Here is a 26,353-nt window from a genome sequence, read left to right on the forward strand (position 1 = left end):
TCAAAAGGCCTCGATTTTATCGGGGTCTTTTCTTATGTGGACGACTGTCAAGCGTTACGACTGATGCTTCGGAAGATCATTTAACCACACAATAGCGGCTTCGAGCCCAACCTGTGATTTCGAATTTCTCGCTGCGCACTCGCAAAATGGGGATCGCTGCTGCCGCAGCATCTCTTGATGCTTCTCTGTAGCACAGTGAGCGGCCATTCGATTCCGGGCAAGTCGGGTCCAAATTGGCCGGTGCATTGGTGCCGTGACAAACGACGCATACGAGACCCGATAGCGTTGCCATGCACTCATGGTTCCGACAAAACGAAGCGCTTTCCAATCTAACGATCAAATGCCGCCTTCAGATGGTTCAGCACCATGGCGACATGCTGTTCTCTGATCGCGTCTCGAAGGTGTTCATCCTCAATGTTCGGGAGCAGCTTCATCATAGTACTCCAGGTCTGAAAGAACAGGATCGCGCTGGCGAAGGCCAGGGTTTCGGAAATCGGATGCGGAGCGATTCGCAACAGAGTTTCGGTCAAAATCCGCGCATTGTGCAGGGTCGTTCTCTGATCCGCGATTTCAATTGCCGGGTCCACGCCCGTCGAATTCCAGATCTTCTGCAAGCATGGGCTCTGCTGCACCAGATCATGGGCGGTTGCTGACGCGGCGACCACAAACCCCTCAAGCTGATCCCAATTCGTCAGTTGCGAAAGGCCCGCCTTCAAAGTGGAATCAATCCCTGCCACCTGGTCTTCAAAAAGCTTTGTTAACAATGCGGTACGTGTTGGAAAATACTGGTAGACCGACCCGACCGGAACTCCGGCAACGCGGGCCACCTCGGTCATTTTCACTGTCGCCACATCGCTTTCGATCAGCAATTTCTCGGTCGCATCAAGGATCGCACGAACCCGCTTGCGGCTACGCGGCTGCGTGGGTTCGCGCCAGGATGACGCTGCGGAAGTTTCGGCCATTATACACCTTTTCTTGACAGAATACGTGAATAACTCTCATATTTCGAACATGAAGGTTGCTCATGCCTTGATTGTCAATGCTTGACACCGCCCCGGAGGAGAAAATTATGCCGCGCACCACACCTATGGCCGACTATTTGAGTGAACGTGATGGGCACCTGTTCGTTGATGACATTGATACAACAAAGCTTGTTGAGGAATTCGGCAGCCCGCTTTTCGTGATGTCGGAGCAGCAGCTCCGCAACAATGCACGTCGCTTCCACGCCGCCTTTGCCAAGCATTGGCCGGACGGGCCCGTTGATATCATGCCCGCCAACAAGGCAAACTGGAACCAGGGTGTCTGGGCGGTTCTGGCAGACGAAGGTCTGGGGGCCGACATCTATTCGGCAGGTGAATTGCATTGCGCCCTGAGCCTGGGCCTTGATCCCAACCGCATTTCCGTCAATGGCGGCGGTAAGACCGACGAGACGCTGCGCAAATGCATCATCGAAGGCGTTCGCATCACGGTCGAGGAATTGAACGAACCAGAGCGGATCAACAACATTGCCAAGGAACTGGGCAAGACCGCCAAAATCCGCCTCCGGGTCAAACCCGACTTCCCCGGCATTTGGCGCCGCACGGATTTCGCGGTGGAATCGCTCTCGGTCGACCTTGGCCTGCAAATCTACAAAGCCGGTATCCCCGCCCAGTATCTCGAAGAGCTTGGCCGCGAAGTGCTGAAAATGAGCAATGTCGAACTGGTCGGCCTGCACTTCCACTCCGGTCGCTGGCGGAGCGATACCTGGTACTGGAAAAAGCTGATGAAAGGATATGCCGAGCTGATCCTGCGGCTCAGCAAGGCATGGGGCGGGTATCGCCCGCAGGAACTGGATATCGGCGGTGGATTTGCGATTGAGGCCGACCCTCTGCACGGGCTAAAAACCCGGATGCACGCGATCGAGACCTTCTTCACCTACCCGTTCGAACTGCTGGCGCATGTTTTCGGCAAGGCGGGTCGCTACAAGTTCATGGGTTTCGCCATCGAAAAGCTGATGCAATCCAAACCCGGCAGCCAGCGCGCTCCGACCATCGAGGAATACGCCGAGGCCGCCGTGACCACCTTCCGCGATACCTTGCTTAAAGGTGGTATGGACCTGAAAGGCATTCGTCTGCAGGCCGAACCGGGCCGCTCTTTCTTTGGTAATGCCGGCATTCACCTGACCAGCGTGAAGCGGTTCAAGAAACAGACGAAACCGATCAAGCTGAACTGGGTGCTGACCGATACCACGGCCTTCTTCATGAATACCGGCGTGATCGAGTTCAGCCTCAACGATTTCCGCATCGCCAACAAGCTCAACGCCGAGGAAACCCATGTCGCGGATGTGGTCGGCCATTCCTGCCACGGGGATCGCATTCTACCGACCGTGAAGGTGCCGGAGCTGGAAAACGGCGACCTGATCGCGCTGCTGGACATGGGCGCCTATCAGGAAATCTCGGCCAGTAACTTCAACGCCCTGCCGCGCCCGCCCGTGGTCTTGGTGAACGGATCGCAAGCAGACGTTATCAAACGCGGCGAGACCATTGAGGACGTCTATGCCCGCGACATTATCCCGCCGCATCTTCGCCGGGAAGAAAAGATCGCCTGATCGAGCAAACTGACCGACCACCGAATGGAAAGAGCTGAGGCTTGCACCATTCGGTGGTTGAGTCGCCCCCGCGCTATCTCCCGCCACGCATTCTCAAAGAAGGGCGGTTTGATAGCCAGCCTTCATCGCGGAATCGAATGGCCGTTCTGGCGACGTCGGCTGCAACGCAGCGATGGGTGTGCCGCACGCGCGAGTGGATGTTGCGCAAGCAACAGCCACGCGAGCAAAAGGCGGGTTTGTCCGCACAGCCGACATTGTAAGGTAGGCACCAGATCCCAGCCCGCTCGCGGGTTGCGCGGCAAGATTGAAGTCATACCAACACTGTCCACCGGCCTTGCGTAAGCCTTTTCTGATTCGTGCCTGTCTGAATGCAGGATCACCAAGTACCGTTTTCGGTACGCGCCGGTGGTGAGGGTGCCGCCTTTTTTTGCTGTCGGTTATTCCGACCAAGACCCGCGCGACACCCACAACTGGCAACAACGGCGGGTCCACCGTCATGCGCCAGAGCTTGATTGCGAGTTTGCGGGCAACGGCCACAAGGGCCTTCTGCCCGATCCCATGCTTCGCGAAATGGTGGCTGCAGATTACTTTGGCCTCTGGATCGCGCCAGGGCCATTGCCAAGCTGCCTCGACCAGTATGCCACGCAAGCGTTTCTGGCCGACTGGACGCAGCTTTGCCCGCGCCGGGCTGTCGCCGCTCTGGCTGACGACAGGCGCGAGGCCTGGGTATGACGTGACGTCTTCCGACCTGTTGAACCGCTCTGGTGAGAACAGTTCTGCCAGAAAATGCGCCGCCGCCGTCTCGCCCACGCCGATGATCGAGGTCAACCGCCGGAACCGATCCGGGTGCATCCGCATGGTAGCGGTTCGGATCTTGGCTCGCAGCATCTTGTCCTCAGCAAGCAGGAACAGATACTCGCGTACCATCGAGGCCAACGTCATGCAGTGTTCCGGCGGAATTGGCAGCTCTGACAGATCAATGGATGCGGCCAGAGGCCACTTTTGCAAGCTGGCCGGTTCCTCGATGCCCGAAGTCGGCAGAAAGTTCTTGATCTTCTGTTTGATCTTGCCACGGCTTTCCGCGATCCGTTTGCGTCGCCGGACAAGGGCGCGATAGCCTTCCTGCTCAACGGTAGGAATGGCGATGGGCCGGACTCGTGGACCAAATGGGTGATCTGACACCCGAGGCCAGCCAACTGTTCGGCCAGCGCCTCTTCACCGGATGAGCAAGTGTAGGTCTCAAACACCCCGCCGTCCGGTTCGAACAGAGCAACCGAACAGGTTTTCTTGTGAACGTCTGGCCCGACATAGATTGGCCGATCCTCAACGGCGGCGGCGAACCGCGAAATCCGGCTTGCTTTCTTGACCATGCTGGACACTCCTGGGGTTGGAAAACCCCGGCATCGCAGCATTCAGCGGCAACACCGTCCAGCATGGTATTTTTCTTGCGTCAACCGGCATGTCCTTGCCGCCCTGCCACTCCCCGCCTCGCAAGAACCGGCCTGCCGCGCAACATATTGAAAAACCTGTCGTCATTCAGACATCTTGCGCTGATAATCGAATAGTAGATTCACATGTTCTGAAAAGGTGTCTCACATGTCCAGATTGATTGGCATTGTCGTCGTTCTCGCCGCCCTTGCTGCGGTCTATTATTTTGCAATCTATCAGGAGCCGACCCCCTCCGAACAAATCGAAACAGCTGCACAGGACGCGGGCGATGCGGTTCAGGATGCTGCCTCGGCGCTGGGTGAGGCAGTGTCCGACGCGGCACAATCGGTGACGGAACAAGCCGGAGACACTGTGGCCGCGATTCAGGAGCAGGGCGCGCAAACGCTCGAAGACGCGTCTGGTGCCGTGACGGAAACGATCAACAACTCCACCTCGGCCCTAACCGACGGCGCGGCAGGTCTTCAGCAGCAGGGTCAGGAGTTGATCAAGCAATTGCAGGATGACGGGCTGCTGACCGAAGCCGGGTTCGATTACGACAAAGTCGTCAGCCAGGTCGAGGCCAGCCCGCTGGTGCAGGTGGTCAAGGATCAGTTCATCGCCATCGTCGGCGAGATTCGCGACGCGCCCGAACAGCTCGATACCGGGCTGGACAAGCTCAAGGCGCTTTTCCAGGGCTGACCACCCGCGCTGATTGACAGCCCGGACCACGCATGTTGTCCTGACCTCCAAAGAACAACCTGCCGCAACCGCTTTTGCTTGGCTGCGGCGGTCGCCCGATGCGCTCCCCCGCGCCGGTGACCCAACAGGAGGACAGGATGAGCGATTTTCCCGACACCATGCAGGCCGCGATTTTAGTCCATGACGGCTATGCGCCGACGGCCACCGGCCCGGTCATCGACGATGCGGCAGACTGGTTGCAGGCGGTCGAAATACCGGTGCCGCAGCCCGGCGCGGGCCAGGTTCTGATCCGGATGCGGGCCTCTTCGGTCAACCCGTCCGATCTGCACTTCATCAAAGGCGAATACGGCCAGCCCCGCGTCAAGGACCACCCCGCCGGGTTCGAAGGCTGCGGTGACGTGGTCGCCACCGGTGCGGGGGCCGAACAACTGGCCGGGCAGCGCGTCGCCTTTGTCGCCGCGGGATCAGGCGCATGGGCGGAATATGTCGTGACCCCGGCACTGATGTGCATCCCGCTGCGCCCTGATGTCTCGGATTTCGACGGGGCCGCGCAGATCGTGAACCCGCTGACTGCGATGGCCATGGTCGATATCGCCAAACAGGCGGGCGAGGCGTTCATCATCTCGGCCGCGACCAGCCAGTTGGGCAAGCTGATGTGTGCGCTGGGCCGTGATCTTGGCCTGTCCCCCATCGCGCTTGTACGCCGTGCCGATGCGGTTGACCAACTCAAGGCGTTGGGGGCGGCCGAAGTTCTGGTGACCAGCGACGCCGGTTTCACCGACCGGCTGGCCGAGGTGATGCGGGCATTGAAGCCGCGCATTTTCCTGGATGCCGTGGCGGATCAGCAATGCGAAACCATCTTCACCGCCATGCCCAACGGCGCGCGCTGGATCATCTACGGCAAGCTCAGCACCGAACCGCCCGCGCTGACCCAGACCGGGCAGCTGATCTTCATGGGAAAACGGATCGAAGGGTTCTGGCTGACCCAGTGGATGACCAGCACCCCGCCGCAAGATCAGATGCGCGTGGTGGGTGAGGTTCAGGCCCGTTTCGCCGATGGCCGCTGGAGCACCGATGTCGCCGCAACCATCCCTTTGCGCGATCTGGTCGCCACCCTTGCCGAAACATTGAAAACCACCAAAGGCAAGGTCATGATCGTCCCCGAGTGATCGCCAACCCGACACACCAAGTCTCAGCGGCACGAGGAGGAACGATTGGACAATCTGCAGTTGGTGATCAGCGGGCTGGCAAATGGCTGTGTTTATGGCCTGATCGCGCTGGGTTTCGTGCTGATCTACAAGGCGACCGAGGCGGTCAATTTCGCCCAGGGCGACATGATGATGCTGGGCGCCTTTGTCACCATCGGGTTGACCAATGCAGACCATATGGGTCTGCCGTTCTGGGTGGCGGTGCCTATCTCGCTGGGGCTGATGGCGGGGTTTGGCGTTCTGCTCGACAGGCTTTTGATCCGGCGGATGTTCGGGGAAAGCCAGACCTCGGTGGTGATCCTGACCATCGCTCTGGGCTTTGTGATCCGCTTCGTGGCCGGGCTGATCTGGGGGCATGAACCGCAAACGCTGCAAAACCCGCTGGCAGGCAGGGACATCCGCTTTGGCGGCCTCGTGCTGGGGCTGGAGGATGTGGCGGTGATCGTCGTCACGGTCCTGCTGACCCTGTCGCTTTACCTGTTCTTTGCCCGAACCAAGCTGGGCTTGGCCATGCAGGCCGCCTCGCAGAACCAGTTGGCGGCCTATTACATGGGGATCCCGGTGAAACGGGTGCAGGGGCTGATCTGGGGTCTTGCGGGCATGGTCGCCTGCGTCGCCGGCATCCTTTTTGCCGCCAAGGGCGCGGTTGATCCCAATTCCGGCCTGCTGGGCATCAAGGCCTTCGCGGCGGCGGTGATCGGTGGCTTCGGCAGCCTGCCCGGCGCGCTGGCGGGCGGGCTGATCGTCGGCTTGATCGAGCCGTTTGCCAGCCGTTACATCGCCGCAGGCTATAGCCAGATCGCGCCTTATGCGCTTGTTCTGATCGTGCTGATCGTGCGGCCTCATGGCCTGTTTTCACAAATCCGCCTCAAGAAGGTCTGACGCAGATGCGGATCGTGTTCAAAACCAGCTATCTGCAGGATATCCGCCCCTGGAAACACGGCTATCAGCTGTCGCTCTATCTGATCCTGCTGGCCCTCGCGCTTGCCGCGCCTTTGCTGCTGGATGATTTCTATCTGGGCGAGTTGACCAATGTGCTGATCTGGGCCATCGCGGGCATGGGCCTGATGGTGCTGACCGGCCATACCGGTCAGGCCAGCCTGGGCCACGCGGCGTTTCTGGCGCTGGGCTGTTACGCCAATATCATCCTGCTGGAGCAGGGTTTGCCGTTTCTGCTGGCTTTTCCGCTGGCCGGGCTGATCACCGGCATCCTTGGCGTGATCATCGCCATCCCGGCCCTGCGGATGCATGGCATCTATCTGGCCATCGCCACGCTGGCGCTGTCGGTGCTGATGGATGACATCATCGTTCTGAGCGAGCCGCTGACCGGTGGCGTGGCGGGCAAGTTCGCCCCGCCGGTGAGCGTACTGGGCATCGAGATCGACCGTTGGGGCACCCCGCGCGCCTTCTACTGGCTGGTCTTTGCGGTCACGGTTATCGTGACGTTGGGCTATATCAACCTGCTGCGATCGCCGCTGGGGCGCAGCTTCATCGCCGTGCGCGACAGCGAGGTCTCGGCCCAGGCGATGGGTGTGCATATCGCGCGCACCAAGGCGATGTCGTTCTTCCTGTCCTGCGCGATCACCGGTCTGGCGGGCGCGTTGATGGGGCTCTTTGCGGGCGCTTTCAACAACGAGACTTTCAGCGTGGTGATCTCGATCCTGCTGCTGATGATGATCGTGATCGGCGGGCTGGGCTCGATCCATGGCGCGTTTCTGGGCGCGGTCGTGATCGGCTTCCTGCCGCAATTCCTGTCGATCAGCAAGGAATGGGTCGGCGCGCTGATCGGCGGCAACACGGTCGCGATTCCCGGTTTGGAAACAGGGGTGTTCGGCCTGATCCTGATCGTCTTCGTGTTGTTCGAACCGATGGGCATCTATGGCCGCTGGCTGAAAATCCGCACCTGGTTCGAACTGTTCCCCTTCTACCGCCGCGACATGTTCAAACGCCAGAAATCCTATCTCAAGACGGAGCGTCTGCGATGAGCCTGCTGACGCTGGAAAACGTCACTTTGCGGTTCGGGGGGCTGACGGCGGTCGACGCCCTCTCTTTCGCCGTCGAACCGGGTGAGGTTTTTGCCATCGTCGGCCCCAACGGTGCCGGAAAATCCACCGTTTTCAACCTGATATCCCGGTTTTATGATCCTGTATCCGGCGCTATCCACCTCGAATCCGAAGACCTGCTGGCGCATAAGGCCAGCGATGTCGCCAATCTGGGCATCGCGCGGACCTTTCAGAATATCGAACTGTTTGAACATGCCACCGTGCTGCAGAACCTGCTGGTCGGGCGGCACCGGCATCGGCGCAGCACGATGTTGTCGGAACTGCTGTTCCTACCCTCGGTCCGCCGTGCCGAGATCGAGAACCGCGAGAAGGTCGAAGAAATTATCGATTTCCTCGACCTGCAGCCCTATCGCGACAAGATGATCGCCGGGCTGCCTTATGGCGTCCGCAAGGTGGTCGAGGTCGCCCGCGCCCTGGCCACTGATCCGCGCCTCTTGCTGCTTGATGAACCGGCCTCGGGGCTGTCGGTCGAGGAAACCAGCGACATGCGCTGGTGGATCGAGGATATCCGCCGCCAGATGGGGATCACGGTGCTGATGGTCGAACATGACATGGGGCTGGTCTCGGGCGTTTCGGATCGCGTGCTGGCTATGGCTGATGGCGCCAAACTGGCGCTTGGCACCCCGAGCGAGGTGCAATCGCATCCGGCGGTGATCGAGGCCTATCTGGGCCGCGCCTCATGAGCGCGCCGATCCTCTCCGTCCGCAATGTGGAAAGCTACTATGGACCGATCATGGCGATAAGGGGCGTGTCGATTGACGTCGCCCAGGGCCGGATCGTCACCATTCTGGGGGCCAATGGCGCGGGCAAGACCACGTTGATGAAGACGATCTCGGGCGTGATGGACCCCGAAAAGGGCGCGATCACCTTCGAGGGCGACGAGATACAGGGACGCGAACCGCATAAGATCGTCGAGCGCGGCATCGTGCATGTTCCCGAAGGGCGCGAGGTCTTTCCCCTGCTCACGGTCGAGGAAAACCTGAGCCTTGGCGCTTACACCCGACATGACAAGGTACAGATCGAACGCGACCGCGAACTGGTGTTTTCCTACTTCCCGATCCTCGCCGAGCGGCGCATGGCCGAGGCGGGCACGCTGTCGGGCGGGCAGCAGCAGATGCTGGCCATCGGTCGCGGATTGATGGCCGGGCCGCGCCTGATGCTGCTGGACGAGCCGTCACTGGGCTTGTCCCCCCGGCTGGTGCAGGAAATATTCGACATTCTCGCAAGGCTGAACCGCGAGCAGAACATGACCATCGTTCTGGTCGAACAGAACGCCGCCGCCGCGCTGGACCTGGCCGATGACGGCTATGTCATGGAAGTGGGCCGCATCGTGATGAGCGGCAGCGCGCAGGACATTGCCGCCTCGGACGACATTCAGAACTTCTATCTCGGCGTGCAGGAGGACGGCGCGCGCGAAAACCGCCGCTGGAAACGGCGCAAGACGTGGAGGTAGACGGAATGGATGCCAGCGCCCTGCCCCCCCGGATTGACATCAACGGGATCAGCCTCAACGCCGATCCGGGCCAGCGCCCGCTGCAGGTGGATAGCTGCACCACCATCGTCAGCCTGTTTGCCAGCCGCTGCGCCGGTCTGGGCGCCCGCACCGCGCATCGCGAGAAAGACATGGGGCTGTGGAAATCCTATAGCTGGGACGACTACTGGACCCACGCCAAATGGATCGGCCTCGCCCTGCGCAAACTGGGGCTTGAGCGCGGCGAGGTGGTCTCGATCCTCAGCGAGGACCGCAAGGAATGGGCCTGGCTGGATCTGGGCATTCAATGCGTGGGCGGCATCGCCTCGGGCGTCTACACCACCGATTCCGACAAACAGCTTTCCTATCTGCTGCGCGACAGTGACAGCCGGTTCCTGATCGTCGAGAACGAGGAGCAGCTGGACAAGTTCCTGCATATCGAGGGCGAGGTGCCCGATCTGCTGAACGTGATCATCCTCGAAGACGAGGGGTTGCACGATCTGAACCACCCCAAATGCCTGATGATCGACGCGTTGTACCGGATCGGTCAGCAAGCCGAGGCGGCGCAACCCGGCCAGTTCGAGGCAGAAATCGCCAAGGCCGATCCCGGCGATATCGCGTTGCTGATATACACCTCGGGCACCACAGGCCCGCCGAAAGGTGCGATGCTGAGCCATGAGAACATCATGGCGGCGATCTCTTCCTGGCTGCATGCGCTGCCGGTTTTCGACACCGACGAGCAGCTCTGCTTTCTGCCGCTCTGCCACATCCTGGAACGCGGTGTGTCAATCTATCTGCCGCTGGCCTCGAAATGCAAAGTGAACTTTGCCGAAAGCCCGGAAACCGTGTTCAGCAACCTGCAGGAGGTCTCGCCCTCGACCTTCATCGCCGTGCCGCGGGTCTGGGAAAAGATTCACAGCCAGGTCACGATCCTGATCAACGAGGCCACGCCGCTGGGCCGCAAAGCCTTTCACGCGGCCCTGGTTACAGGCATCAAGCGCGCCGCGTATCTGACGGAAAACAAACCGGTTCCTCTTGATCTGGCCTGGCGATTCCGGCTGTGGGATTTTCTGGTTCTGCGCAATCTGCGGCGCATGCTGGGTCTGGACCGGCTGCGGCGCGGCGGTTCCGGCGCGGCGCCGATCTCGCCCGAACTGCTGCGCTGGTACTGGGCCATCGGTGTGCCGCTGGTCGAAGGGTTTGGCATGACCGAGACCGCCGGCATCGCCACCATCAACACGCCGGTGACCAACCGCATCGGCACCATCGGCCGCACCGTGCCGGGAACCGAGTTGCGGATATCCGAGATCGGTGAGATCGAGGCGCGCGGGCTCAATATCTTCAAGGGCTACTGGCGCAACAATGAAAAAACCGCCGAGACATTTACCGACGACGGCTGGCTGCGCACCGGTGATATGGGCCGGATCGACGACGACGGTTTTGTCACCATCACCGGGCGGATGAAGGACATCCTGATCACCGCAGGCGGCAAGAACATCGCGCCCGCCGAGATCGAGAGCCGGCTGAAGTTCTCGCATTTCATCTCGGACGCGGTGGTGATCGGCGATGCGCGCAAATACCTGACCGCGCTGATCATGATCGATCAGGAGAATGTCGAGAAATTCGCGCAGGAGCAGAAAGTGCCGTTCTCGGATTTCCCCTCGCTCTGCGCCGCAAAGGAGGTCCGCGCGCTGATCGGAGGCGAATTGGACCAAGCCAACAAGGATTTCGCGCGGGTCGAGCAGATCAAGGATTTCCGCATCATCGACGTGCTGCTGACCGCCGAGGACGAAGAGTTGACCGCCACGATGAAACTCAAGCGCGGTCAGGTGGAAAAGAGCCATGGAAAGCTGATCGAAGAGATGTACCAATAGAAATATTTTCAGGGAGGAAGATATGAATCGGATTATGGGAGGCATCGCCGCCACCGCGCTTGCGTTGAGCGGTTCAGCATGGGCTGAAACGCAGGGTGTCAGCGACAGCGAAATCGTCATCGGCGCTGTCACCGATCTGAGCGGTATTTTCGCCGCCGCCGGGGTTCCGGCCACCAAGGGTGCAAACCTCTATTTCGACGAGATAAACGCCGAAGGCGGCGTGCATGGCCGCACGATCCGCTATGTGGTCGAAGACAACGGTTATCAGATGCCGCGCGCGATGCAGGGCTATAACAAGCTGCTCAATCGCGACAAGGTCTTTGCCATGCTCATGTCGCTGGGCACACCGATGAACGTGGCGGGCTTCAAGCTGCTCGATCCCAAGGGCATCCCGAATGTCGCCCCCCTGTCAGCCGCGCGCCAGATGCTGCAGGAACCAATGGACAACAAGTTCACCACCACGTCATCCTATTACGATCAGGCGCGTATTGGCGTGAAGTATCTCAGCGATCAATATGGTGCGCAAAAGGTCTGCACCATGTATCTGCCCACCGATTTCGGGGCTGAAATTCTGGAAGGCACCAAGGCCGGCGCCGAAGAGGCCGGGATCGCATTTGTGGCCGAGACCACGCATAAGCCGGATGAGACAGATTTCGTCGGTTCCCTGAGCAAGCTCAGGGAAGAGGGCTGCGACATCGTCACCATCGCGCTGGGTGTGCGTCAGGCGATCACCGTTGTCGGCACCGCCAAAAAGATGGGCCTTGAGGATATGAACTTCCTCGGGACCTTCGCCAGTTTTCTGACCGTCGTGGCCACTGTGCCCGGAGGGGTCACCGATGGCTTTTATGCGGCGTCCAGTTTTCAGGACCTCTGGGCGCGCGCCGATGAACCCGCGCCAAAGGCCTTCATCGAGGAATATCGGGCCGCCTATGGCGAGGACCCGGTGGGGGCGTCAATGCTGGGCTACTCTTCGGCCGAGATGATGGTGAAGGCGCTCGAGGCGGCGGGGCCCGATCTGACCCACGAGGGTTTCATCGCCGCCATGGAATCGCTGGACTATCCCGAGCCCCTGATTGGCAACCACATCCGCTACGGCGACGGAGATCATCAGGGCGCGGACACGATCTTTGTCAATGTCGTTGAAGACGGCAAATGGAAGAAGATCCACGAAGAGTGACCGCTGCACCGATGGAACCGGCAAGGCCATTCAAGTGGCCTTGCTATGCGGCTGCAAAGCTCTTTACCGCCACTTCAACGATCCCCAGCGCGCGGTCCAGGTCCTGCCTCTCGATGGTCAGGGGCGGCGACAGGGTCAGAACATTCCCGGCACTGATCTTGAACGATAGCCCCTGATCGAGGCAGGCATAGAAGATCTGCTCGGCCAGGTCCGGCGCAGGCGTGCGGGTCTCGCGATCCGAGACGATTTCGACGCCGAACATCAGCCCCCTGCCCCTGATGTCGCCGACAATGGCGCAGTCTTTCAAAGCCCCGCGCAAACGGTCCACTGCATGGCTGCCCAGGTGCTCGGCGCGTTCAGCCAGACCTTCGTCTTCGATGATCTGCAAGGTGGTCAGCGCCGCCCGTGCGGTGACCGGGTTCTTTTCGTGGGTGTAATGCCCGATGGCGAAATCGCCCGCAACATTCAGGTCATCCCGCGCCAGCACCGCCGCGATCGGCAACACGCCCCCGCCCAGGGCCTTGCCCAGCGTGACGATATCGGGGGTGATGTCGTCATGCTCAAAAGCAAAGAACCGCCCCGTCTTGCCCAACCCGGTGGGGATTTCATCCATGATCAGCAGCGCGCCATGACGATGGCAGGCCGCCTGCACCGCCTGCCAGTACCCCGGCGGCGGCACCACCGGAACCGCCCGCATCGGTTCGGCAATCACCGCGGCAACGTCACCCTCTCGTTCCAGCGCGAATTCAACCATGCGCGCGCAGGCCAGCGCGCAGGCCTCGGGGCCGGAATGTCCATACGCACAGTGGTAACAATTGAAGGGCGCGACATGTTCCGCCCCCGGCAGCAGCGGTCCGGCCACATGGCTGCGAAAGGTCGCCTCACCCCCGACGCTGGAGGCACCAAAACCCGCACCGTGGAACGCATCCCAGAAACTGATCGTCTTGAACCGACCGGTCGCGGCGCGCGCCAGGCGCAGCGCAACCTCGTTGGCATCCGACCCGCCGGTGGTGAACAACACGCGTGACAGCCTCCCCGGAGCGATCCGGGCAAGACTTTCGGCCAATTCGACCGAAACCTCATTGGTGAACCGGCGCGGCGCGAAGGACAGCGTATCCAGTTGTGCCTTGATCGCCGCAATCAGACGGGGATGACCATAGCCGATGTGATGCACCGAGTTGCCATGGAAATCTATGTAGCGGCGACCCGCCAGATCTTCGATCCAGATGCCCTCTGCCTTTGCGATGGTGGACAGGCAGGGGGTCGAAAGGGACTGATGCAGGAACGCCTCGGAATCTCGCTGCAGCAGGCTGCGTCCCGGATCATCCGGGTCGCGTGCGCGCCATTGCTGCCCCGCCGGCGAGGTGTTGGACTCTCCTTCGGTGTGGCGCTGAACACTCATGGTCTGAACTCCGCTGATAGGCGTGCCCGGCCGACGCCCTGGCAGGCAATCGGTCGACAGCTGGCTTTGGCGCAGGATGGCTGTCGCGCTTCGATATGTAAAATCTATATAAGCTATCAGATGATAATCAGGGCCAATGACCCACCCGCGCGAAGTGGATTTGCAGATTCGAATCAGATGGGTGGTTTTTGGAACATTGCCCGAGCAAAAGCCTCATATCCGATCTTAATCGGTTATTTTTCAACATAAACCCACAATTACCCTCAATTCACTTGCTCCGACTCAGGCGAGTGAATTTTCTTGATTTGTCGCTCTCAGCGAAGGAACCGACGCGTCCGCCAATGGCTATGACCACCGCAAAACCGAATAAACGAAGGGAAGTTCTCGTATTCCCGACAAAGCGTTGCGCAATCCGTATGGCTGACGCTAAGGTTTTCCCATCGACGGTGCCGACACAAATCTGTCGCACTCGCGTGAAAAAAACAGGCTGTCTCGGAATGCGCGGTCGAAATCGACGCGGCGGCCACGGAACCGAACGGAGCAACGGGGGGTGTGTTTTGTTCAATCTCAGTACAGATCGTACGGACCGCCGCAGGTCCATCCCGCATCGCGGGTGTGGCACCCTTGCCCAGACGGAACCCTGTGCGACGCTGCGCGGCACAAGCGGCGCGGTGCATACCAAAAACAAGTCTGACTACGTCCAACAACAGGAGACAACATGAAGAAGGTCCTACTTTCAGGCGCGGCGATCCTGCTGCCCGCTGCCGCATACGCAAACTGCGCGGGCATCACCGTGGCCGACATGCAGGGCATCGCGCCCGGTGCCTTTCCGCAACAATATGATCTGGCAGAATTTGAGGCCGCCGCCGGCTGCACCATGGAATTCTCGGCCAACCCCGAGATCGAGGCGCTGAACGCCCGCATCCAGGGCAATGGCGATCTGCCACCACTGGCCGAGCGCCTGCCGAAAGAGCCGCTGGTGATCGTGCCTTATGCCAGCATCGGGAAATATGGCGGCGAGCTTGACGCGCTGTCCAACGCGACCGAGGCGGGCACCTCGGACTTCCTGTCGACCCGCCACGTCAATCTGGTGCGTTATGCCGACGATCTGCAGACCATCGTGCCCAACATCGCCAAAAGCTGGGAATGGAATGACGACTATACGCAGCTGACCTTTCATCTGCGCGAAGGCCATAAATGGTCCGACGGCGCACCCTTCACCTCGGCGGATGTGAAGTTCTGGTACGACAACCTCGCGCTTGATCCCAATGTGATCGAAAAGCCCAAGGATTATGTTCTGGTCGGCGGAGAGCGGATGACGGTGGACACGCCGGATGACACCACCGTGGTGTTCAACCTGCCCTCGCCCAAGCCGGGCCTGGTCAACCACTTTGCGATCTCGTTTGCGCAAGGCTTCCAGCCCAAGCACTTCATGGGTCAGTTCCACCCCGATATCGACGACAATGCCGATGCCAATGCGCAGGCGCTGGGGTTCGAGAACGGCTATGACGCGATCAAGGCCTATTACGGCAGTTCCGACTGGACGGATACGCCCAGCCCCATGCTGTCGAACCCGGACAAGGTCGCGAACCTGCCCAAGGCAACGCATCCGACGCTGGAAAGCCACATCTACGTCACCGACACCACCGAAGGCCGCTATCTGGTTGCCAACCCCTATTTCCACATGGTGGACACGACCGGTCAGCAACTGCCCTATATCTCGGCGCAGGATGAGCTGTTTGCCAATGACAACGAGGTGCGCATCCTCAAACTGGTCAACGGCGAGGCGGATTACAAATCGCAATCCCTGACCCTGGCGGCGGCCCCGCTGCTGCTGGAGAACGCGGAAAAGAACGACTATTCGGTGCAGTTGAAACCGACCATCGCGATGCCGGCGTTTTCGTTCAACATGACGTCTGAAGACCCTGCAAAGCGCGAAGTGTTCGGCGATCTGCGCTTCCGCCAGGCGATGTCGGTTGCCATCAACCGCGACGAGCTGAACGAGGTGTCGTTCTTTGGTCAGGGTGAGCCGAAGCAATATATCGGTTTCTCGCCCACGCCGGATTTCGTCGATCCGGAACTGACCAAACACATGATCCAGTTTGATCCCGACATGGCCAACGCCCTGCTGGACGAGATCGGCATGGCCGATACCGATGGCGACGGGTTCCGCGAGTTGCCCAATGGCGACAAGCTGGTGCTGAACATGCAGTTCGCCACACAAGGTATCGGCGGCGAAGTGGTGCAGCTGGTCGGCCAGAACTGGGCCGATGTGGGCGTCCAGACCACGGTGAAAGAGGTCACGCCGGATGAGTATCGCTCGGCGCAATCGTCCAACCAACTTGATGTCGGCATGTGGGAAAAAGGCCAGCCGGTCGCCATCGTGCTGGGCAATAACGAGCTGTTCGTGCCGCCGTTCGAGAACTACTTCGGTCACCGCACCGGAATGCTCTGGGCCGAATGGATCGACAGCGACGGAGCCTCGGGTGTCGAGCCGCCGCAATGGGTCACGGATATGGCCGCGGATGTGGATGCCTTCCAGGGTGCGGTTCCCGGTTCGCCGGAACAGGCCGAAATCGGCGCACGTCTGGCCAAGTCGATGGCCGAAAACCTGCCCTTTATCGGGACAGTTCAGGCGCAGAACCTGATTTATCATCGCAATGCGCTGAAAAACGTGCCTGAATTCCAGACACAGTCCTACGAATACTACCGGACCTACCCGTATCTCGCGCCGCAGTGGTGGCTGGACGAGTAAGCCGGTCAGGCGACACAAATAACTGCGGCGGGCGGGTCTCTCGCCCGCCGCAAGACCCAAACCGAAAAATGAACGCCCTCCCGCCAGCGAGGCGGCAAAACCAGGGCGCAAAAACAGGGATTAGGCATGCTGGGCTTTATGCGGTTCGTGGCGACCCGCGCGGCAATGGCTCTGGTGACACTGGTGATCGTGTCGCTGGTCGTTTTCTCGCTCATGGAACTGGTGCCCGGCGATTGCGCCGAGCGGTATCTGGCATTCAAGAACACCCAGGGCTCCGGCATCTCGGTCGCTGATATCGAGGCGGAACGCGTCCGGCTGGGCCTTGACCGTCCGTTTCTGGAACGCTGGGCCAGTTGGCTGGTCAACGCCTTTCGCGGCGATTTCGGCGATAGCTGCATCCTGCGGCTCAACATCTCGCAACTGCTGGGCGACAAGTTCTGGCTGAGCCTGTCGATCTGTCTGGCCTCACTGCTGCTGGCTTATGCCATCGCCCTGCCCGTCGGCATCATCGCCGCCGCCTCGCATAACACGGTCCTGAACAATGTCCTGCGCTTCGTCAGCTATCTGGGTCTGGCGATGCCGAATTTCCTGCTGGCGCTGATCATCATGCTGATCTCGACGGTCTATTTCGGCGATACGCTGACCGGGCTGTTCTCGGATCATTATCGAGACGCGCCCTGGAGTTGGGGGAAATTCGTCGACATGCTCAGCCACGCCTGGCTGCCGGTCTTCATTCTGGGCTGGTCGGCCACCGCCTTTGCGTTGCAGACGGTGCGCGCGTTGATGTCGGACGAGATCGGCAAGCTTTATGTCACCGCCGCCTCGGCGCGCGGGGTGCATGGGCGCAAGCTGCTGTGGCGATACCCGGCCCGGCACGCGCTGGGGCCGATCATCAACTCGCTCGGTTTTGACCTGAACCGCATCTTCAACGAATTGCCCATCGTGGCACTGATCCTGACCCTGACCGAGGCCGGATCGCTGCTGATCGAGGCGCTGGCCCGGTCCAACGACCAGCAGCTTGCGGGCGCCATCATCTTCATGCTGACCGCCTCGATCGTGACGCTGAATTTCGCAACTGACGTGCTGCTCGCGGTTCTCGACCCGCGCGTCCGCAAAAGCATCATCCGGTGAGCGACATGACAACTGAAACCACAAACCCCGCCACCGATAGCGACCAGAAGGCCAAAGAGGCCTATTTCACCGCCTCGCAAGGCCAGTTGATCTGGGCACGGTTCAAGAAACAGCGCAGCGCGATGATCGCCGCCTGGGTGCTGATCGGACTGCTGATCTCGGGGATCTTCGCCTCGTTCCTGTCGCCCTATGACCCGACGGTTGCAGGCCGCGACAAGGATTATCTGAACGGTGCGCCGCAGCTGCCGCAATTCTGCGACGGCAATGGCTGCTCGCTGCGGCCCTTCATTCACCCGGTCGAACGCGAGCGCTCGCTGGCGACAAATTTCCGCTGGGTGACCAAGGTGAACGAGGACAAGCGGGTCTATTTCACCTTCATGCCAAAGGGCTGGGACTATAAGCTCTTCGGCCTGATCCCGATGGACCGGCATCTGTTCGGGGTCGAAGAGGGTTATGTTCACCTGTTCGGCACGGATGCCACCGGCAAGGATATCTACTCGCGGACGCTGCATGCGATCTGGACCTCGATGCAGGTTGGCACCATCGGCGTGGTGATCGCCTTTGTGCTGGCGCTGATCATCGGCGGCATATCGGGCTATTACGGCGGCTGGATCGACAGTTTCATACAAATGATCACTGATGCCGTTCGAACGGTGCCCGCCATTCCGCTTTTCATGGCCATCGCCGCCTTCATCCCGCAGGAATGGTCGGCCGAAACAAGGTTCTTCATCATATCCATGATCCTGGGGCTTATCGGCTGGCCCACCCTGGCGCGGCGGGTGCGCACCCATCTGCTGACCGAGCGCAATCAGGAATATGTGCTGGCCGCCCAGCTCTGCGGTGCCTCACCCGGCCACGTGATCCGGAGGCATCTGCTGCCCAGCTTCACCAGCTATATCATCGTCGATCTGGTGATCTCGTTTCCCTATATGGTGCTCAGCGAAACCGCGCTCAGCTTTATCGGGCTGGGGCTGAAGGACCCGGTCAACTCGCTGGGCGTCATGTTGCAAAGCGTGACCTCGGCCGATGTGCTGCTGAACTACCAATGGTATTTCATCCCCGTCATCTTCTTCATCGCGCTGGTGATGGCCTTCGTCTTTGTCGGCGACGGGCTGCGCGACGCCGCGGACCCCTATTCGGATAGCCACAAATGAGTTCCCTGATCGATGTCGAAAACCTGACGCTGCAATTCCGCACCGATGAGGGGCTGGTGACCGCAGTGGATGATGTGAGCTTTTCGCTGGCCAAGGGCGAGGTGATCGGGCTGGTGGGCGAAAGCGGCTCCGGCAAGTCGGTGACCGCCAAGTCGCTGATGCACCTGAATGCCCACAACGCGGTCTATGCCCCGCAAAGCAAGATCACCCTGCACACCGATGCGGGCGAGGTCGACGTACTGTCGCTGCGCACCGCGCGCGAGCTGAACGTGGTGCGTGGCGGTGCGATCAGCATGATCTTTCAGGAACCGATGGCCAGCTTTGCGCCGGCCATCACCATCGGTAGCCAGATGATCGAGCAGTTGCAATTGCATGGCGACATGTCCAAGGCGCGCGCCAAGGAGATCTCGGTCGAGATGCTGGACCGCGTCGGTATCTCGGACCCGCATAAACGTATCGATCAGTTCGCCTTCGAGCTTTCGGGTGGCATGCGCCAGCGGGCGATGATCGCCATGGCGCTGTCGACACAGCCCAAGCTGCTGATCGCGGACGAGCCGACAACGGCGCTGGACGTGACCATCCAGGCGCAGGTGATCGACCTGATGAAGGATCTGGTGAGTGAATTTCACATGGGCATCATCTTCATCACCCATGATCTGGGTGTGGTGGCACAGACCGCCGACAAGGTCTGCGTCATGTATCTGGGCCGCATTGTCGAGGAAGGCCCGGTGCGCGAGGTGATCCGCCACCCCAAACATCCCTATACGCGCGGCCTGATCCACGCCCTGCCCCGGCTTGACGATCTGGAATCACCGCTGACACCGGTGCCCGGCGACATCCCGTCGCCGTTGGAGCGGCCGCCGGGCTGCGTGTTTCACACCCGCTGTCAGGAAATTCTGGGCGATGTCTGCAAGACCGCGCTGCCCCACGACACCCAGTTGGACGCAACGCACCGGGTGGCCTGCCACCTGCACGACAAGAAGGAGGCCAGCGCATGAGCGACGATATCCTGATCTCGGCCGACCGGCTGACCGTTGGCTATCCGCTCGGCGGCAGCATTCTGCGCAAATCAGTACTGAAGGCGGTGAACGAGGTCTCGGTTCATATCGAACGCGGCTCGTTTTTTGGTCTGGTGGGTGAAAGTGGGTCGGGCAAGACGACGCTGGGCCGCGCGCTGCTCAAGGCGGCGCCGATCACCGGCGGCAGCGCCACCTATCGCGATGACGAGGTCCAGTATGATCTGGCCACGCTCGACGGGGCCGCGTTGAAAGACTACCGCAAGCGCGCGCAGTTGATCTTTCAGGACCCTTATGCGGCGCTGTCCCCGCGCATGACGGTGCGCGACATCATCGCCGAACCGCTCGAAGTCATGGGGCTGACCGCCTCGCGGCAGGAAACCGATGAACGCGTGCGCGAGATCGCGGCAAGATGCCGGTTGAACCTGGAACATCTGCGCCGCTTTCCGCATGCGTTTTCGGGCGGGCAACGGCAGCGGATTTCGATTGCGCGGGCACTGGTCTCGGGGCCGAAATTCGTGGTGGCCGACGAAAGCGTCGCGGCGCTGGACGTGTCCATCCAGGCCGACGTTCTGAACCTGCTCAAAGAACTTCAGTCCGAACTGGGCCTGACCTTCATGTTCATCAGCCACGATCTGTCGGTGGTCGCCCATACCTGCGACCATGTGGCAGTGATGTATCTGGGGCGGCTGGTGGAAACCGCCCCGACTCGCAAGCTGTTTGCGATGCCCCGGCACCCCTATACGCGTGCGCTGTTCTCGGCGATCCCGTCGCTGGACCCCGACGACCGCGGTACGGCACAGAAACTCGAGGGCGAGATCCCCTCTCCGCTGAACCAGCCTCCGGGCTGCAAGTTTCATACCCGCTGCCCCAATGCCATCGACCGCTGCAAGTCCGAAGAACCGCAACTGAAAGATCCCGGTGACGGTCACGAGGTCGCCTGCCACCGCTGGCGCGAGTTGCTCGAGGCTGTTCCCGCATAGACGGTCGTTTTTCGGAAAAGGTAACCAGGCCCGGCCCATCAATTTTTGTGTTGCCGGGCCGGAAATTGGATCTGGCTTCAAATACCTGTCACATCTGCCCCTTACAGGTGCGGGTATTCAAGCAATGGAGCCAGAAATGACCAAGATCGACCCGACCCAGCTTTCCCCCGATGACTGGGATGAGGTAAACTTCCCCCGCCCCGACGAAAACGACTTCGACCGCGTTGTCGAAAGCGCGATCTCGCGCCGGGGGTTCCTGGGCGGCGTGTTGGCCTTTGGCTCGGGTGCGGCTGCGATGGGTGCCGGTCTGATGTCCTCGACCTCGGCCCGGGCGGCGCAAGACACATCGCGCTTCGCCTTCACCCCGATCGCGGCGCAGACCGACAACACGGTTCACGTGCCCGAGGGCTATAGCTGGAAGGTTCTGGCGCGTTGGGGGGACCCGCTGTTCTCGGATGCCGACGGCTATGACATCACAGATGGCGGCCCGGTTGACAGGTCCGACCGCGTCTTTGGCGAGAACACCGACGGGATGGAGACATTCGATTTCAACGGCCATACGTTGATCGCGATCAACCACGAATACCCCAACCGCAAGATCAACCTGCCCGCCGCGCAGGAGGGCAAACCTGCCAACGCCAATGATGTAAAGAAATTCCAGAACATCCAGGGTGTGACGGTGATGGAAATCACCGAGACGCCGGAGGGCTGGGCAGTGATCAAGGACAGCCCGTTCAACCGCCGCATCCATCACAACACGCCGATGAAGATCGTGGGTCCCGCCGCCGGTCATGACCTGCTCAAGACCGAGGCCGACCCTACCGGCACCACCTCGCTGGGCACGATGAACAATTGCGGTGCGGGCAAGACCCCCTGGGGCACCTACCTGACCTGTGAAGAGAACTTCAATGGCTATTTCGGCTCGACCGACGAGACGGCCAGCTACGACCAGAAGGTCGCGGATGGTTTCAAGCGATACGGGGTAAAGGCCGAAAGCTGGAACGGCTATGAAGGGTTCGATCCGCGCTTTGACACCTCCAAGGCCCCCAACGAGCCGCACCGCGCCGGCTGGATCGTCGAAATCGACCCGGCCGATCCCGAGAGCACGCCGGTCAAGCACACCGGTCTGGGCCGCCTCAAGCACGAAAATGCCGAGGTCGCGATCGCACCGGATGGCCGCGTGGTGGTCTATATGGGCGACGATGAGCGTGGCGAGTATCTGTATCGTTTCGTCTCGAACGGCACCTACCAGCCCGGCGGCCCGACCGAAGGCCTGCTGAATGACGGCACGCTTTATGTAGCCAGGTTCAACGACGACCAGACCGGCCAGTGGCTGGCGCTGACGCCCGAGAGCACCGGGATGGAGCCCGCCGATATCGCGATCTTCACCCGTCTGGCGGCGTCCAAGGTCGACGCCACCACCATGGACCGTCCAGAATGGGTCGCCACCAGCCCGGTCGCGGTCGAGGCCTATTGCTGCCTGACCAACAACAAGAACCGCGGCGTGAAGCCCAATGGGGGCGGCGACGATACCTCGGCCAACCCGGTGAACCCGCGCGAGACCAACCACTATGGCCAGATCGTGCGCTGGCGCCCGGCGGGTGACGACCACGCCGCCGACGGATTCGATTGGGACCTCTATGTAATGGCGGGCAATCCGACCGTGCATAGCGACGCCTATGCCGGGTCTGCAAACGTGAACGAAGGCAACCTGTTCAACTCGCCCGACGGCATGGCCATCGACTCGACCGGGCTGGTCTGGATCCAGACCGACGGCGATGACGGAAACGAAGGCGATTTCCTGGGCAACGGCAACAACCAGATGCTGGTCGGCGACCCGGTCACCGGCGAGATCGTCCGCTTCCTGACCGGTCCCAGCGGATCGGAAGTGACCGGACTGACCTGGTCGGACGACCTGCGCACCATGTTTGTGGGCATCCAGCACCCCGGCGGCACATGGCCCGATGGCGAGGGTCTGCCGCGCTCGTCGATCATTGCGGTCAAGCGGGACGACAACGGCATCCTCGGCTGATCCGGTCCCGAACAACTTGCGATGCGCCGCCCACTCGGGCGGCGCATTTGCATTTGGCGCCTCAGGTTGCGCGATCAGTCTGTGCCCGTTCAGCATGCGCGAACTTTGTCTTTGCCCGGTCCCCCAGACATGTATGCTCGACACGAGCAGAGCCGGGCTGCGCCAATGCAAGCCGGGAACGAGGACCGACCCGAACATGACCGCCGAACAGGACACCGCCGACACTGATCAGAACCAGGCCCCCTCCGCCCCGGCCGAGTTTCTGACCAAACTGCTGCATCACCCGCTGACCAAGATAGTCCTGCCGATCCTGGTCACCGGCATTGCGCTTTTTGCCCTGCATGACCTGTCGGCGCGGGTGTCGTGGTCGGACGTGAAATCGGATATAAGCGAGACCCCGTGGCGGGTCTTTTTCGCTGCCATCGGCTGGACAGCGGTCAGCTATTTCAGCCTGTCTTTTTATGACATCTTCGCGGTGCGCAGCGTGGCCGACGGCAAGGTGCCCTCGCATATCGCAGGCATGGCCGGGGCCAGCGGCTATGCCGTGTCGAACTTTCTGGGCTTTTCCTATGTCACCGGCACCGCCGTGCGGTACCGCATCTATGCCTCGCTGGGGCTGGATCTGGAGCGGGTGGCCGGTGTCATCGCCACCTCCTGGGTGGCGTTCTGGATGGGGCTCACGCTGATCTTCGGCGGGCTCATGACCCTGCATCCGCAGGGTCTGTCAACAGTGATTCCGCTGAACAACACGTCCGAGACGCTGATCGGTGCGGTGCTGCTCTGCGGGCTGTTGTCGCTTTTTGCGTGGCTCGCACTTGGCGCGCGGCGGTTGGCCGTCGCCGGGTTCGGCTTTGACCTGCCCAGTTTCCGCCTGGCCTTGCTGCTGACGCTGGCGGCGATCGGCGACCTGCTGGGCGTGACCATGACGCTCTATGTGCTGATGCCCGCCGACCTGGCGGTGGGGTTCCCGTTCTTCTTCACCATCGTCATTGCCGCCATTGCACTGGGTGTGCTGAGCCATGCCCCCGGCGGGCTGGGCGTATTTGAGGCCACAGTCATCGCCGGGCTTGGCGCGGCGGGCCGGTCCGATGTGCTGGCCGCGTTGGTGCTGTACCGGCTGATCTACACGTTGATGCCCTTTGCCATCGCCTGTTGCGGCATCGCGCTGGTCTGGACAATCGCGCGACGGCGGGCGGTCGGCTCGGCGGCGACCGTTGCCTATCGCATCGTCAAACCCATCGTCCCCATCGCGGCCGCTGCGGTGACCATGTTCGCGGGCATCATCCTGCTGGTATCGGGCACCCTGCCCGCCGACAATGAAAGCATGCGTATCCTGCGCGCGGTGCTGCCCCTGTCGCTGGTCGAGGCCTCGCATCTGATCGGCAGCATCACCGGGCTGTTGCTGATCCTGATCTCGCGCGGGCTTTATCGCAAGCTCTACCGCGCCTGGGTGGTGGCGATGATCCTGATGGGCGTGGGCTTTGTCGCCTCGCTCAGCAAGGGGCTGGACGTGCGCGAAGCCGTCAGCATGGTGCTGACCATCGGCTTTCTGGGCCTGTTCCGGGGCGCGTTCTATCGCGTGGCCGGTGCGTCGATCTTCCGTCTGAACGTGCCGTGGTTCGTCAGCATTGTTGCGCTGCTGGCGGCGGTGTTCTGGCTGGGGCTCTTTGCCTATTCCCATGTCGAATACCAAAGCGATCTGTGGTGGGATTTCGCCTGGAACGCCGATGCCTCGCGCTTCCTGCGCTCCAGCCTCGTGGTGGCGCTGATCCTGGCGGCCATCGCCCTGAACTCGCTGCTCAGCCAGCGGATGCCAGATCAACGCAGCTTCGAAGTTCCGCAGGTTGTGCATGATCTGGCCATGGACAGCGAGGATACCGAGGCACTGATCTGCCTGACCGGCGACAAACAGTTCTTGATCGCCGAGGATGAAAGCGCCTTTCTCGCCTATGCCGACACCGGCGCGTCGCTGATCAGCAAGGGCGAACCGGTGGGCGACGAAGAAGCTGGCAAGCAACTGATCTGGCAGTTGCGCGAAAAGGCCGACAAGGAAGGCAAACGCTGCGCTTTCTACAGTGTTTCGCCGCGCTATCTGCCGACCTTCCTCGACCTTGGCCTGTCGATCCTGAAAATCGGTGAGGTCGCCCGTGCCGATCTGACCGGCTTCACGCTGGACGGCAAGCCCAAGAAAGGCTTCCGTCAGGCCCGCAACCGTGCCGAGCGCGAAGGCTACGTCTTTGAGGTCATCGCCAAAGAGGATCTGGCCCCGGCCCTGCCCGAGCTCAAAGCCGTCTCGGATCTTTGGCTGGCCAACAAACAGGGCGAAGAGAAGGGGTTCTCGCTGGGCGGGTTCAGCGAGGCTTACCTCATGAATTTCGACCATGCCGTGCTGCGCGACGGCGAGAGCGGCAAGATCGTGGCCTTTGCCAACCTGTTCCAAGGCGCGGGCAAGAGCGAGCTGTCGCTCGACCTGATGCGCTATGACCCCGACAGCGCCAGCTTCATCATGGATGCGCTGTTTGCCGAGATGATGCTCTGGGGGGCCGCGCAGGGGTTCCACTGGTTTTCGCTGGGGGCGGCGCCGTTTTCGGGGATCGAGAACCGCCAGTTGGCCTCGCTCTGGAACCGGATCGGCGGCTTTGTCTATGAACATGGCGAGCAGTTCTATCACTTCGAGGGGCTGCGCACGTTCAAGCAGAAATTCGACCCGGTCTGGAGCCCGAACTATCTGGCCAGCCCCGGCGGTCTGGCGGCACCCCGTATCCTCTATGAGATCAATGTGCTGGTCTCGGGCGGGTTACGTGGCTTGAGCAAATAGGAGCGCGCAGGTGATCGACAGCTACCGCGAACATGCCTCGAACGAGCGGACCTTTCTAGCCTGGGTCCGCACGGTGATCGCCATCATCGGCTTTGGTGTGGTGGCAACGCGGTTCAACGATCAGGCCACCACGTTCTGGACCGAAATGCTGATGCTGGGCGCCGGTGCGCTGGTTCTGCTGCTGGCCTATATCCGCATGCGGCGCATGCACCGCCGTATCGCCAGCAAGACGCCCACCGATGACTACGAAGATTCCGCCGACGTCTTCCTGCTGGTTCTGGTGGCGTCGCTCTTTGCCCTGCTCGGGGCGTTTGTGCTGCACGTCTATTGACCGTCACAAGGCCGCAGCAGCGGTCTGTTGGTCATGCGGATCATTCTGCAGCAAGCCACCCTGTGCACATGCAACTATTGCTGACACAGCATTCGATTGCATTTTCGGCACTCTCTGCGCTGGGGCTGATGTCACCGGACCGGTCGTTCACAGCCACGCCGACCTCAGGATCTCAAACAGCCCTTTTGCTGCAGCCAGAGTAAATCATCAAGATGTGGACTTTG

The 26,353-nt window shown here is 61.0% G+C and carries 20 protein-coding genes; 17 read left to right on the plus strand and 3 right to left on the minus strand.

Annotated elements, in window-relative coordinates:
• Window positions 1–329: 329 nt before the first annotated feature.
• Window positions 330–962, minus strand: a complete 633-nt coding sequence (locus M3P21_RS01500) for a TetR/AcrR family transcriptional regulator (protein WP_249706217.1) — start codon at window positions 960–962, stop codon at window positions 330–332.
• Window positions 963–1,069: 107 nt separating this feature from the next.
• On the opposite strand from M3P21_RS01500, the gene M3P21_RS01505 reads away from it, so the two are divergent.
• Window positions 1,070–2,587: a diaminopimelate decarboxylase family protein gene (locus M3P21_RS01505; protein ID WP_249706218.1), complete on the plus strand. Its 1,518-nt coding sequence runs from the start codon at window positions 1,070–1,072 to the stop codon at window positions 2,585–2,587.
• 93 nt (window positions 2,588–2,680) lie between these two features.
• Here M3P21_RS01505 and M3P21_RS01510 read toward each other — a convergent pair whose 3' ends face one another.
• Window positions 2,681–3,769, minus strand: coding sequence for a transposase (locus tag M3P21_RS01510; protein ID WP_249706219.1), 1,089 nt, complete (start codon window positions 3,767–3,769; stop codon window positions 2,681–2,683).
• Between the two features lie 414 nt (window positions 3,770–4,183).
• Here M3P21_RS01510 and M3P21_RS01515 point away from each other — a divergent pair, with 414 nt between their 5' ends.
• The 8 genes from M3P21_RS01515 to M3P21_RS01550 all read left to right on the plus strand — a co-directional run bounded on the left by M3P21_RS01515 (window position 4,184) and on the right by M3P21_RS01550 (window position 12,507).
• Window positions 4,184–4,714 (plus strand): hypothetical protein, encoded by a 531-nt coding sequence (locus M3P21_RS01515; RefSeq protein WP_249706220.1) that lies wholly within the window; start codon window positions 4,184–4,186, stop codon window positions 4,712–4,714.
• A gap of 137 nt (window positions 4,715–4,851) precedes the next feature.
• A complete protein-coding gene (locus M3P21_RS01520) occupies window positions 4,852–5,883 on the plus strand; it encodes an alcohol dehydrogenase catalytic domain-containing protein (RefSeq protein WP_249706221.1) in 1,032 nt (343 codons plus the stop codon).
• Window positions 5,884–5,928: 45 nt separating this feature from the next.
• Window positions 5,929–6,804, plus strand: coding sequence for a branched-chain amino acid ABC transporter permease (locus tag M3P21_RS01525; protein WP_249706222.1), 876 nt, complete (start codon window positions 5,929–5,931; stop codon window positions 6,802–6,804).
• Window positions 6,805–6,809: 5 nt separating this feature from the next.
• Window positions 6,810–7,907 carry a branched-chain amino acid ABC transporter permease gene (locus M3P21_RS01530; protein ID WP_249706223.1) on the plus strand — a complete coding sequence of 366 codons (1,098 nt, stop codon included), beginning with the start codon at window positions 6,810–6,812 and terminating at the stop codon, window positions 7,905–7,907.
• Window positions 7,904–8,668, plus strand: a complete 765-nt coding sequence (locus M3P21_RS01535; protein WP_249706225.1) for an ABC transporter ATP-binding protein — start codon at window positions 7,904–7,906, stop codon at window positions 8,666–8,668. Before M3P21_RS01530 ends, M3P21_RS01535 begins: the two co-directional genes overlap by 4 nt.
• Window positions 8,665–9,438, plus strand: a complete 774-nt coding sequence (locus tag M3P21_RS01540; protein WP_249706227.1) for an ABC transporter ATP-binding protein — start codon at window positions 8,665–8,667, stop codon at window positions 9,436–9,438. The genes M3P21_RS01535 and M3P21_RS01540 overlap by 4 nt, the downstream gene beginning before the upstream one ends.
• Before the next feature lie 5 nt (window positions 9,439–9,443).
• Window positions 9,444–11,330: an AMP-dependent synthetase/ligase gene (locus tag M3P21_RS01545; protein ID WP_249706340.1), complete on the plus strand. Its 1,887-nt coding sequence runs from the start codon at window positions 9,444–9,446 to the stop codon at window positions 11,328–11,330.
• A gap of 22 nt (window positions 11,331–11,352) precedes the next feature.
• Window positions 11,353–12,507, plus strand: coding sequence for an ABC transporter substrate-binding protein (locus M3P21_RS01550; protein ID WP_249706228.1), 1,155 nt, complete (start codon window positions 11,353–11,355; stop codon window positions 12,505–12,507).
• A 43-nt stretch (window positions 12,508–12,550) separates the two neighbouring features.
• On the opposite strand, the gene pbfA is transcribed toward M3P21_RS01550, so the two are convergent.
• Window positions 12,551–13,909, minus strand: a complete 1,359-nt coding sequence (gene pbfA / locus M3P21_RS01555) for a (R)-1-hydroxy-2-aminoethylphosphonate ammonia-lyase (RefSeq protein WP_249706229.1) — start codon at window positions 13,907–13,909, stop codon at window positions 12,551–12,553.
• Between the two features lie 718 nt (window positions 13,910–14,627).
• Between pbfA and M3P21_RS01560 the strand changes: the two genes are divergently transcribed.
• From M3P21_RS01560 to M3P21_RS01595, 8 genes are all read left to right on the plus strand, one after another.
• Window positions 14,628–16,664: an ABC transporter substrate-binding protein gene (locus M3P21_RS01560; protein WP_249706230.1), complete on the plus strand. Its 2,037-nt coding sequence runs from the start codon at window positions 14,628–14,630 to the stop codon at window positions 16,662–16,664.
• Between the two features lie 126 nt (window positions 16,665–16,790).
• Entirely contained in the window at window positions 16,791–17,795 is a 1,005-nt protein-coding gene (locus tag M3P21_RS01565) for an ABC transporter permease (protein ID WP_249706231.1), read from the plus strand.
• A 5-nt stretch (window positions 17,796–17,800) separates the two neighbouring features.
• Window positions 17,801–18,949, plus strand: coding sequence for an ABC transporter permease (locus M3P21_RS01570; RefSeq protein WP_249706232.1), 1,149 nt, complete (start codon window positions 17,801–17,803; stop codon window positions 18,947–18,949).
• The gene (locus M3P21_RS01575) at window positions 18,946–19,947 is read left to right on the plus strand and encodes an ABC transporter ATP-binding protein (RefSeq protein ID WP_249706233.1); all 1,002 of its coding nucleotides are present in this window, start codon (window positions 18,946–18,948) and stop codon (window positions 19,945–19,947) included. The genes M3P21_RS01570 and M3P21_RS01575 overlap by 4 nt, the downstream gene beginning before the upstream one ends.
• Complete coding sequence (locus M3P21_RS01580) at window positions 19,944–20,948, plus strand: ABC transporter ATP-binding protein (protein WP_249706234.1); 1,005 nt, start codon at window positions 19,944–19,946, stop codon at window positions 20,946–20,948. Before M3P21_RS01575 ends, M3P21_RS01580 begins: the two co-directional genes overlap by 4 nt.
• 136 nt (window positions 20,949–21,084) lie before the next feature.
• Window positions 21,085–22,980 carry a PhoX family protein gene (locus tag M3P21_RS01585; RefSeq protein ID WP_249706235.1) on the plus strand — a complete coding sequence of 632 codons (1,896 nt, stop codon included), beginning with the start codon at window positions 21,085–21,087 and terminating at the stop codon, window positions 22,978–22,980.
• 196 nt (window positions 22,981–23,176) lie between these two features.
• Window positions 23,177–25,798, plus strand: coding sequence for a bifunctional lysylphosphatidylglycerol flippase/synthetase MprF (gene mprF / locus M3P21_RS01590; protein ID WP_249706237.1), 2,622 nt, complete (start codon window positions 23,177–23,179; stop codon window positions 25,796–25,798).
• Between the two features lie 10 nt (window positions 25,799–25,808).
• The gene (locus M3P21_RS01595) at window positions 25,809–26,129 is read left to right on the plus strand and encodes a YidH family protein (RefSeq protein WP_249706238.1); all 321 of its coding nucleotides are present in this window, start codon (window positions 25,809–25,811) and stop codon (window positions 26,127–26,129) included.
• The last annotated feature ends 224 nt before the right edge of the window (window positions 26,130–26,353 follow it).

Origin of the sequence: Ruegeria spongiae (genome assembly GCF_023502395.1) — a bacterium.
In the GTDB taxonomy this organism is placed as follows: Bacteria; Pseudomonadota; Alphaproteobacteria; order Rhodobacterales; family Rhodobacteraceae; genus Ruegeria_C; species Ruegeria_C spongiae.